This is a genomic window from Methylocystis sp., assembly GCF_021731785.1.
Lineage (GTDB): Bacteria > Pseudomonadota > Alphaproteobacteria > Rhizobiales > Beijerinckiaceae > Methylocystis.
Map to the genome: position 1 here is coordinate 1 of NZ_JAKFWS010000187.1, position 10,793 is coordinate 10,793.

The following is a 10,793-nucleotide window of genomic DNA, read 5'->3' on the forward strand; positions in this document are numbered from 1 at the left end:
CGTCGAGGCCGGCGGGAAACGGCCATTCGGGCGCCCAACGATAATTGACGCTGACGACGACGACATTGTTTTAGGCGGCGATGCGGCTGGTGACAAACGCCGTATCTTCCGATCGTCCGACGACAAAGCCGCCGCCATGGACGTAGAGCATCAGCGGCATCGGACTTTCGCCGGGTGGCGTGAAACATTCGCAGCGGATCGGACCGGCGTCCGAAGGAACGGCGAGAGTCGAAACCGACACTTGCGGATAAAGCTGCGCGGCGCCGGGCGGAAGTTCCGCGGGGTCGATCGTAAGGCCCTCGCCCCTGTAACAGGCGCGCACGGGCGCCATCATCATGTCGCGCATCGCCACCGGCGCGCGCAATTTCATCAGCAAGCGGTAAAAGGGGGCGGCCGGATCGTTTTCGGAAAACCTTACGACTCCCGGTCCATCCGCGCGCTCGTCGACGAAGACCGACGCGGCAGCGGGGCGATTCTCTGCGTCCGTCATCAACCTTCTCCACATCATTGCCGTTTCGCGAACAGATGAGTCGCCTCGGATAAACCGCGTCAATCCCAGCCGAATCGGATGTATGCCTCAGTCGACGACGTTTTCGAGAACGATGCGCCGATCGCCGCAAGCGGATTGTTCAAATTGACAGGGCGCGGCTGCAAGAACAATAATCGTGTCCTACCGTCTGCGGGGGCGAGTTCCATGATCGATAATGACTCCGACGTTGACCGTCGGCTTTCGCGCCGTGCTTTGTTATTCGGCGCTTTGACGCTTCCTCTTGTCGTTTTGGAGCCCGAGCCGGCCTCCGCACAATTGGGTCTCATCGGCGCGATACTCGGAGGGTTGCGCTTCCGCGGTCACCGGCGCCATTACGGCGGCTACCATCATTATCGCGCGAGTCGCCATTACGCGCGTCATCGCGGACGCGTGCGCGTCGCAAGTCATCATCGCCGCCATGGCGGCGGAGGCGGTGGTGGCGGCGGGGGAATGGGCAAAGCCGATTTCTGATCTGCGGCGGACCGCCTTTATCGATAGCGACAGGAATTCTCGAGCCTTTCCGAGGCCTCCGCGGCTTTTGCGTGTCCCTGCATTTTGGCCAGGTGGTAAAGATCGACTGCCGTCCTGCAGTCCCTTTTTAATCCGCCTTTTCCCTTCTCATAGGCAACCGCGAGCCAATACTGGCCCTCGGCGTTGTGCTGGTCAGCCGCCTTCTGGTACCAGCGTATTGCTTCCGGGAGATTTTCACCTCCTTCCAGAAGGCCGTTCTGATACATTTTTCCGAGGGCGACCTGCGCGTCTGAATTGCCCGCCTCCGCTGAGGTTTTGAACCATTGGTAGGCGTATTTCGGTTCCTGACGGCCAGGAGCCTTGATGTATATTTTGCCCAAATAATACTGCGCTTCCTTGTCTCCTTCCTGCGCGAGTCGCTGCGCGAGCTTAAATGCAGAGTCCCACTGAATAGAACTGCTCTTCCATTGATCGCTATCTCTCATCAAATTGCGCAGGTCGTTGATCGATCCGCCTGACGTCGAAACGACGCTTTCGTAAGTCTGGCGCGAGCGGGAATCCAAGGGAACTTCCGAAGCCTGGTTTTCATCCACCCCGAAGGCGGTGGTGTTGCGGGGCGCGGCGCGTCGATTGCCAACATCGACGTCCTGCCTTCGAAAGTCGTCGCCGCGACGCTTCTTATCCGGAAGCGAGATTTCCCTCGCCACGTGCTGGTCAGGAGAGAACAGAGACTCCAGGCCAAAGTACAGCGATGCAAGAATCACGACCGCGCCGACGCCGACCGTCACGCCTTGTGCAGCCGGATGTAGGCCCTTGAAGCGGCGCACGAGCGTCGCACTGCGGCTTTTGGCCAAGGCGACGAGCTTGGTCGATAGGCGCTCGGGCGTGGGCACGTCGCGTTCGGCGGTCGAATCCTGGACGAGGTGTCCCGCGCTTCGAATGATGCTCGAGGCGTCGATGCGCATGGCCGTCGCGCCGAGTGCGTCGCTGAAGGCGCGCAAGTTGGGAAAACGGTGCTCGGGTCGCTTCGACAGCGCGGTCATGATCGCCGATTCGAGTTCAGGCGTGACGCCGGATATTCGCGGCACGAGCGGCGGCGCCTCTGCGTGGATCTGCGCCTGGGTCAGGTCATATTCGGTCGCGCCGGAAAATGGCGGCGTGCCGGCAAGCATTTCGTAAAGCACGACGGCTAGCGAATAGAGATCGCTCCTTTCGTCGCCCTCGCCGCCACGGCATTGTTCCGGCGACATATAGAGCGGCGTGCCGACCGCCGTGCCGGCGCGAGTCAGACGCACGCTGCCGCGCACGCGGGCGATGCCGAAATCCATGATCTTGATGCGGCCGTCATCGGCGACCATGAGGTTCGACGGCTTAATGTCGCGATGAATGACGCCCATCTGATGCGCATAGGCGAGTCCATCGGCCGCCTGCGCGATAACGGCGAGACTTTCCTTGACGCCGAGCGGCTTGCCGCGCTCGCTTAAGATCTCGTCGAGCGGCCGCCCGTTCACGAGTTCCATGATCATGTATAGATCCTTGCCGTCCAGCACCGGCGAGTAGAGCGTCGTAATGTTCGGGTGATTGAGCTTGGCGAGACTCGTCGCCTCGGCGCGGAAACGTCCGACGAAATCTGGATCCTGCGTGAGTTCCGCGCGCAAGGATTTGATCGCCACGTCGCGCTCGAGGAAGGTGTCGACCGCGGCATGCACCTTGCCCATCGCGCCGACGCCGAGCAGCTTGACGATTCGGTAGTGGCCAATCATCTGTGGGTCGCTCATGGCTCAACCCTCTGCGATGGCGTTGATCTTCGCCGTCGGCGCGCCTGTCGGCGGGTCGGCGATATTGATCCGCTGCGTGGCCGCCTGGCCAACGGATTGTTTCGGCGCAGCGCGCTCAACGACGAACACGCCGACCGAAATATTATCGTAACCGCCGGCCGCGAGCGCCGCGTCGACTAACGCCGCACAGGCCTCTCCGGGAGGAAGGCGCGAAACGATTTCTGCGATTTCAGCGTTGCTCGCCAGATTGGAAAGGCCGTCGGAACAGAGAATGAAGCGGTCGCCCAATCGCAAGCGCATTCCTTCGGACCAGAGGTCTGGAGAAATCTCCTGCCGCGTTCCGAGCGCCTGCAGGATGACATTGCCGCCCGGGCTCCTTTCCGCCTCCTCGGCCGTCAGGACGCCGTCGCGCACGAGTTGCGCGTGCAGCGTCTGGTCTTCGGAGAGTTGGGTCAGTTCGCCGTCGCGCAAAATATAGGCTCGGCTATCGCCGACATGGGCGAGCCACAGACATCCGTCGCGGACGGCGAGCGCGGTGCAGGTGGTTCCCATGCCGGCGCAGTCGGGATGTTTGGCGGCGTAGTCGAGTATTGCCCGATTGGCCGCTTCGAACGCGGCCCGCAGCGCTTCAAGCGGCGACTTGTCGAGAGAGAAATAGACGCGCCGAACGACCTCCGCCGCCAGCGCGCTCGCTACTTCGCCGGCCGCGTGACCGCCCATGCCGTCGGCGACAAGGGCGAGCAAGCCGCGTTTGGCCTCCGGGTCGCGTTCCGCTGGAGCGACGAAGGCGACGGTGTCCTCGTTGAGCGAACGTACGCGCCCCACGTCGGTGCGCATCGCCCCCGCCACGCGCCATGAAGCGCCATTTGCCTCCCCTGCCGCCTTCATCGCTGGCGCCCCTTGGATCACTCGCGCTGCGGGCGCAATAGATCTCGGCCGTATTTGATCGGAACCGCGAGCGTCACCCGCTCGTTGCCACGGTTCTTGCTGTAAGTGAACAGCCCGATCACTTTGCCGGAGGCGTCGAACACCGGTCCGCCGCTGTTGCCCGCGCCGGTCGCGGTAATGCTCAACTGTATGACGTCTCCCGTCGAACTGTATGTCGTGACGCCGTCTTTCTGTTGAACGCCGGGCGAGAGCTTCGAAACGATGCCGTCCGTGATCGTGGCTTCCGGGATTTCTTCGAAATGACGTCTGACCGGTCCTCCCCCTTCCTGGGTCGACTGTTGCTGAAAAGTCGACACCGACACCGCCGGATAGCCGAGAACCACGACTTTTTCGCCGACCGTGACGGCATCTTGAGAGGCAAGTTCGACCGTGCTGAGCGCCTGAGGCGAGTCGATTTTGATGAGGGCGGCGTCCGAATCCGACGAGGCGCGGACCAGGCTGGCGTTGATATTTAAGCGGCTCCCCGGAAAGCGCGTTTCGAGCGTGTCGTTACGTCCTTCGAATGTGCGTTTGTCCGCCTTGCTGGGGTCGGGTATGTTGCCGCCGCCGATGGGCACCGCGAGCGCCGGTTTCGACGGGAAAATGAGGCCGCCGGAGTCCGGCACCCAGTCGTCGATATCCGAAAACGCGTCGTCGTCGAGATTGATCACCTCATACTTCCGCAGATCTGGCCCTTTGTAGCCCTTGGTCCGCTTCCAGTCGGGCCCGCCCTTGTAGTCGAACAGCACGCCGAGCCGCTTTGGCGCGGAGAAGTGGATTTCCCAACCCGCGGCGACATGCTTGTTGGTCAGGAGATAGCCCTGCTCCCCGACGACGAAACCGCTTCCGGAGCCGGCTCCGTCGATCGCCAGGTTTGATCGGTAGTCGTCGTCGAGCGTCAGCCATCGCACGACAGTATTGGGTCCGAGCCGCACATAGGCCGGCAAGGTCGCGGTTTCATTTTTGTTGACCTTGACGTTGAAGGTCTGGTGATAGATCGGTTTGCCGGTGGTCTTGTCGTAAAGCCGCCAATGAAGATAAATCTTGGCCGTGGCGTCCTTGTATTTGTCGTAGATTTCCTGGGGCGTCATGCCGGTGATCGATTTGACCTTGCCCTCGACCCCGGCGGACGCCTCCTCCTGACCTTTCTCGATATCGGAAATCCGGCCGCCAACGCGCTCCTCCCCCCTCCATTGCTGCCACAGAAGGATTCCGCCCCCGAGCACGAGAACGGCGGCGATCCCCGCCGCCGTCGCCATCAACGCGCCGCGCGAGGCGCGGCGTTCCTCGCCGATCAGCCGCTGCACGGTTTCTTGGCCGATGCCGGATTTCTTCGGAGCTGCGCCATCGACACGCGAACCTTCCGCCGCGCCGGCGCCGGTCGCGGCCGCGTTCACAGCCGTCGACGCCGCGACTTCCGCCGTCTTGATGACGCGGGTCGCGGCCGTGTCGCCGATGCCGATCACTTGCGTTCTCGCGGCGAAACTGGCGGGCCGCGGCTGCACGTCGAAGGTGAACTTCGGGCCCTTGGCGCCAAGTTCGATCGTGTCTTCGGGAAGAAGCTCGACCTCGCCGCTCACCCACTCGCCATTGAGAAAGGTGCCGTTGCTGCTGCCCGCGTCGGAAATTTTGAAGGAGAGCTTATCGCCTTCGCCTTCGATGCGGATCACGGCATGTTTGCGGCTGACGACGCTGTCGCCAACCGGATCGAAGGCGATCTTCGACGCGGGATCCCGACCGATCGTGAATTCGCGCGCATCGCCAACGGGCAGCTGCTCGATCTGATTGGCTTTGGAGCCCGACAGATGTCGGATAACAATGCGCTCAATTGGAGTCGTCATTTCAGCCCCCTGCGCAAAAGTGCGCTCGTCTTGCGGTCGTGTAGAAATGCGCAAAATGCCCCGGTTCGAAGATAAACCTGACTTTCCTCGGGTTGCAAGGCGCGCGGCGCAAAAGCCTTCGTCGGCGCGTCGAATTAATTTGGCGCGCAGCGACACTCCGCTTCGACGTTGATGAAGCGCTCCGCTATTTCTTCAAAGATATCTTGAAGGTAGCCCCGCCGCCCGGGGTCTCCTCAACCCAAATTCGCCCGGCCTGCTTTTCGATCAGCTCCTTGGCGATCGCGAGACCCAGGCCGGTGCCCGGCGTCGTCTCGCTTTGTCGCCAGAACGGCTCGAATATCATTTCACGGTGCGCAGGCGCCACGCCCTCTCCATGATCCACCACCGACACCGTGGCGTCGGGCGATACGCGCACGAGGACCATGCCTCCCGCGGGCTCGGCGCGCGCGGCGTTTTCGATGAGATTCGTGACGACGCTTTCGATGGCCCACTTATAGGCGTTCGCCGTGACAGGAACAGAAGGCGCCTCGAAGGCGATGCGTCGCCGGTTGTTGAGCGCGATCGGCGTGTAATCGGCGGTGACTGCAAGCACCGTCTCGGCGAGGTCCAGTTCGGGCATCGGAGCGGTCGCGCCGCGCTCTTCGACCTGCGCTAAGACGAGCAGCTGTTCGAGGATCGTTTGAATGCGCTGAACGTCGCGCTCTATCTCGTGCTTGATTGGCGCTTCATCGAGTTTCTCCGCGCGGGTTTTCAGAATTGCGATCGGCGTGCGCAACTCATGCGCCGAATTGGCGATGAACCGACGCTGACGCGCAACGCCGTCGTCAACGCGGCCGAAGGCCGCGTTCACGGCGTCGATGAACGGAACGACTTCGGACGGCAACCCTTCGGTCGGGACGCGCTGATCGAGCGAATTGAGGTCGATTTCTGCGACCTTCGCCGCGCTCGCGCGCAAAGGCTTCAAATTCTTGCGCACGACGACCAAAGCGACGAGCGAAAGCGTCGCGCATAGCGGGAGGTAGGCGAGAACATTGGCGGTCGTGGGATAGTAATAAAGCCAGAACAGGAGATCGTCCCAATGGAACTGCGCGCCGTAGACAATGGTGCCGAATCGACCGAACGGCGTTTGAACCATGCGCATGGAGCCGCGGGATTGCGGATTTGAGTCATCCAGAATATGAAAATTCGCTCCCAGAAATTCGAGACGCGACAATTCTTTGCTGAAATAGTCGACGAGATCTCGCGACGACCCCTCGAAAACCACGCCCGTCGCCGGGTCGAACGCAGCGTAACGGAACTCCGGGTTACGTGACGAGTAGGCGCGCAGCTCATCCGTCATCTCGACATATGCTGCGCCGTCGGGTCTCTGACGCAGGGCGTTGAGGAGTATTCTTCGCGCGCGCTTCACTGTGTGGCCTTCGAGGCGAACATAGCCGACGTCGTCGATTCCAAGCCATGCGAGAGGCAGCAGCACGGTCGCGGGAACCGTGAAGAACGCCAGCATCGAAAAGACGACCCAATAGACCACCAATCGGGACGACAGCGATCGAAGCAGCTTCACGCGCGCGATCTCTCGATAAGATAGCCAATGCCGCGCAGCGTATGGATCTCGACGCCGGCGCGGCAATCTTTCAGGCGCTGGCGCAAGCGTGAAACAGACATTTTCAACGCATCGGCCTGAACGACGTCGTCAAGCCCGTAGATTTCCGAAATCAGCGTGCTGTGTTTGACCGCGCGGCCGGCGCGCCGCATGAGCGCTTCAAGCAGCAGCAACTCGCGCTTGGACATGACGAAGGGCTGTCCCCGAACGAAGGCCTCGTGCTGGTTGAGATCGAAGGACAGCTCGCCGAGCGACACTGGCGGGACCAGCCCGGCGTTCGGACGTCGCAATATGGCTCTTATCCGCGCGATCAGTTCGTCGGCGTCGAAGGGCTTAGTCAGATAGTCGTCGGCGCCGGCGTCGAGACCGTTGATTCTTTCGTCGATCGATCGCAACGCGGTAACCAGAAGCACGCGGGTGTTCGGTTTCGTTGAACGCACGGATTGAAGAATGGATACGCCGTCGCCGTCCGGAAGCCTGCGGTCCAGCAAGATTATCGGGTAGTCATACTGCCTTAGCGCCTCTATGGCGTCTTCAAGCGTGCCGACATTGTCGGCGACATAGCCCGATCGCGTGAGCCTCTCCGCCATGAGAGAGGCCATCTCCGGCTGGTCTTCGACGATCAATATCCGCATCTTACGCGCTTCCGCATCGCGCGCCGCGACGGTAGGCAAAACGCCCCCGACGCCGGCTCAAGTGATCGCATCGACATTCACGCCGGTGTTGTCCGTTTGCAACACCTTCTTGATACTTTGATCGTTTGCGTCGCTTAAAAGCGCACTCGTTACGCTGCCGTTACCCTTGTTTGTTAAGCAGGAATCCTCGCTGCGGCGTCGAGGACAAAACCTTGCGGTTCATCGGTCGACTTGTTGCCATCCTGATTGTCCTGCAGGCCGTCGCGATCGGCGCGGCTTCGCAGACAGCGGGACGCGCTGACGCCCAAACCGGAGAAGCGTTCGTATACGCCGGCGGCGACTGCAGTCTCGATGCGACGGCTGATGGCAAGTCGCCGCATCGCCGCGCCCACGACCATTGCTGCATACTGTGTTCGATCAGTTGCTCCGACAAGCTCGCCTTTCAGGTCGCCGTTCTTTTGGCGCGCGCGGAATTTCAAGCGCCGAGACGAACAATCGCCGCCGCCCGCGCCGACGGCGATCTCTTTGTAAGGCGTTCGGCTTCGACCGGCGCCGCCTCGTCGCGCGGGCCGCCACGTTTCTCCTGACCAAGCGAACGCAGCCGCGCGGCTGCAAGAAGCCATGGGATTACGCGCGTGAAATCGACGCGCCAGGAGACACTTAGATGCAACCCACTTACAGCACGCTTCGGCGCGGCGTCTCTGCTTGCGCCTTCATCGCAGCGCTCTCGACCTCGGCGTCGAGCCTGGCGCAGCAATCCTTGCCAACGATCGACATCGGCGGCGCATCGCGTCGGACCGCGCCTGGACCGGCCGCGAGCCGCGCGCCCGCGAGCGGAATATCGGGTCCCGCCGTCGCTCCGTCGACAGACGTTCTGACCGCGCAGACCGGCGACCGAGTCACCGGCTACAAGACCGACCGGACGGTTTCGGTCAAACTCAACAAGCCGATCCTGCAAATTCCCATCGCGGTGCAGACCGTGACGCGCCAAACGATGGACGATCAGCAGGCGGTCTCGGTCAATCAGGCGGTCGTCGGCAACGTCAGCAGCGTGGCCCTGATGAACCAGGGATGCTCGCTGTTCCAGAATCTGACCATCCGCGGCTTCACCACCGGCACGCTGACGATGTCGCATCTTTATCGCAACGGTCTGCTGATGCCGAATGTGAAATGTCCCGCTACGGCCAATATTCAGAAGATCGAAGTCGTCAAGGGGCCCGCCTCGATGCTTTACGGCCGGATCGAGCCAGGCGGTCTGATCGACATGATCATCAAGCGCCCGCTCGAAAACACCTATTATTCCGTTCAGCAGCAGGGCGGGTCCTTTGGCGTGGCGCGCACGACGCTCGACGCCACCGGTCCGCTCACGCAGGACAAGACGTGGCTCTATCGGGTGAACGCGGAATATTTCCACAACCCGTCCTTCATCGATTTTATCAACGACGACAGATGGTTCGGCTCGGCGACGATCACCTATCATCCCGCGCCGAACTTCAAGCTCAATGTCGACGCGGAATATCAGGATAATGTCTACGTCGACAACAATCCCAACATTCCCGCGATCGGCTACAACGCGGCGCCCATTCCGATCAGCCGCTACCTCGCCGACCCGAGCATCACGGTCGCCAACCCAAATCATGACATGCGGCGAACGGTCGGCTACGACTGGAAATATGACATCAACGAGGATTGGAACATCGTCAATCGATTCTTGTATAACAACACGCGCATCATTCAGTCGAACATGTTCCTTTTCTGCACCAATCAGCAGCCCTTGCCCGGCGGCTGTCCCGGTGGCGCGGGACCTGCCTTCGGGCAGTCGGTGGACGCGCTGAACTGGGGGCCCGGCCATCTGAGATCGATCACCGGCAATCTCGATCTGAATGGAAAAATCTATACCGGACCGCTCCAGCACGTGCTGCTGTTTGGAACGGATCATATGAGCTTTGCAAACGTCGCCAATCTTTTCCAGGTTCAGCCGCCTGTGCTGGCGCAATCGATCAATATCTTCGCGCCGATCTACACGCCTTTCGGACTATGGAGGTACCAGCGTCCTCAGTTCGGCACGGCGTTCATCAGAAAGCAGGAATGGCAGGGCCTCTACGCTCAGGACATGATCTCGGGATTCGAAGACCGCGTGCATCTGTTGCTTGACGGGCGCTATGATTTCGCTTCGGCGCTCAGTTCGGCGCAGAACTCGACTTCGACGCTGATCAACAATGCGCTCGATCGCGCCAATGTCCTCGGCGTCTCGGTCACCGACCGCTTTTTCAGTCCGCGCGTCGGTCTCGTCATCCAGCCGTGGCCATGGCTTTCGTTCTACGGCAACTACACGAAGTCGTTCGGCGTCAACAATGGCGTCACCAGAGCCAATCAGCCGTTGGGTCCGCAGCAGTCGATTCAGTGGGAAGGCGGCATTAAAGCCGAATTCTTCGACAAGCGCCTGCTGGCGACGCTCGCCTATTTCGACATCAAGAAATATAATATGGCGCAGAATCCGCCCATCGCGCCGGGCACGCTGAGAGGCTTCGTGTTTGATCTGCTCGACGCCAGAAGCCAGGGCGTGGAGTTGGACATCACCGGCAGTATTGACGACAATTGGAGCGTCATCGCCAATTTTTCCCACCTTGGAACGAATGTCACCAAGGGCTCGATTCCTCCCGCGACGGACCCGTTCGATTTTGTCTCCCAGGTTCCGGTCGCCGGCAAGCGCCTGCCCGCCGTGCCCGACAACATGGGCAGCCTCTGGCTGAAATACGACGCCGACGGCAATTTCAGGGGCTTCAGCGCCGGCGGCGGCTTCACCTGGATGGGGAACTCATATGTCGATGCGGCCAACACCTATCGCGCCCCCGCCTACACGCTGGTGCGCACGATGGCGGCCTATCGCTTCAAGCTCGGGCCGACCTTCGTGACGGCGCAGGTCAACGCCGAGAACCTGCTGAACCAGATCTATGTCTATGGAACGTCGAACTTCCCGAATCGTTCGGCGGGCTCCTTTGGCGCGCCGCG

Annotated in this window: 9 protein-coding genes and 1 pseudogene; 3 read left to right on the plus strand and 7 right to left on the minus strand. The window is 61.3% G+C overall.

Annotation, left to right across the window (positions count from 1 at the left end):
- Together QZ964_RS21090 and QZ964_RS21095 are read right to left on the minus strand one after the other, a co-directional pair.
- Positions 1-61 (minus strand): annotated as a pseudogene (locus tag QZ964_RS21090) (alpha/beta hydrolase fold domain-containing protein); the annotation flags it as partial.
- 9 nt (positions 62-70) lie between these two features.
- Complete coding sequence (locus QZ964_RS21095; RefSeq protein WP_292534284.1) at positions 71-490, minus strand: hypothetical protein; 420 nt, start codon at positions 488-490, stop codon at positions 71-73.
- Positions 491-694: 204 nt separating this feature from the next.
- Between QZ964_RS21095 and QZ964_RS21100 the strand changes: the two genes are divergently transcribed.
- Positions 695-1,000, plus strand: coding sequence for a hypothetical protein (locus QZ964_RS21100; RefSeq protein WP_292534285.1), 306 nt, complete (start codon positions 695-697; stop codon positions 998-1,000).
- Between the two features lie 17 nt (positions 1,001-1,017).
- On the opposite strand, the gene QZ964_RS21105 is transcribed toward QZ964_RS21100, so the two are convergent.
- The 5 genes from QZ964_RS21105 to QZ964_RS21125 all read right to left on the minus strand — a co-directional run bounded on the left by QZ964_RS21105 (position 1,018) and on the right by QZ964_RS21125 (position 7,781).
- Complete coding sequence (locus tag QZ964_RS21105) at positions 1,018-2,778, minus strand: serine/threonine-protein kinase (RefSeq protein WP_292534287.1); 1,761 nt, start codon at positions 2,776-2,778, stop codon at positions 1,018-1,020.
- Between the two features lie 3 nt (positions 2,779-2,781).
- The gene (locus QZ964_RS21110; RefSeq protein WP_292534289.1) at positions 2,782-3,615 is read right to left on the minus strand and encodes a protein phosphatase 2C domain-containing protein; all 834 of its coding nucleotides are present in this window, start codon (positions 3,613-3,615) and stop codon (positions 2,782-2,784) included.
- A 68-nt stretch (positions 3,616-3,683) separates the two neighbouring features.
- Positions 3,684-5,546, minus strand: coding sequence for a trypsin-like peptidase domain-containing protein (locus tag QZ964_RS21115; RefSeq protein ID WP_292534292.1), 1,863 nt, complete (start codon positions 5,544-5,546; stop codon positions 3,684-3,686).
- Between the two features lie 184 nt (positions 5,547-5,730).
- Positions 5,731-7,107, minus strand: coding sequence for a HAMP domain-containing sensor histidine kinase (locus tag QZ964_RS21120; protein ID WP_292534294.1), 1,377 nt, complete (start codon positions 7,105-7,107; stop codon positions 5,731-5,733).
- Entirely contained in the window at positions 7,104-7,781 is a 678-nt protein-coding gene (locus tag QZ964_RS21125; protein WP_292534297.1) for a response regulator transcription factor, read from the minus strand. Before QZ964_RS21125 ends, QZ964_RS21120 begins: the two co-directional genes overlap by 4 nt.
- 212 nt (positions 7,782-7,993) lie before the next feature.
- Here QZ964_RS21125 and QZ964_RS21680 point away from each other — a divergent pair, with 212 nt between their 5' ends.
- Both QZ964_RS21680 and QZ964_RS21135 read left to right on the plus strand, forming a co-directional pair.
- Positions 7,994-8,368: a DUF2946 family protein gene (locus QZ964_RS21680; protein ID WP_367119308.1), complete on the plus strand. Its 375-nt coding sequence runs from the start codon at positions 7,994-7,996 to the stop codon at positions 8,366-8,368.
- A 77-nt stretch (positions 8,369-8,445) separates the two neighbouring features.
- Positions 8,446-10,793 (plus strand): TonB-dependent receptor (locus QZ964_RS21135; RefSeq protein ID WP_292534301.1); only part of this gene is annotated, 2,348 nt, incomplete at its 3' end.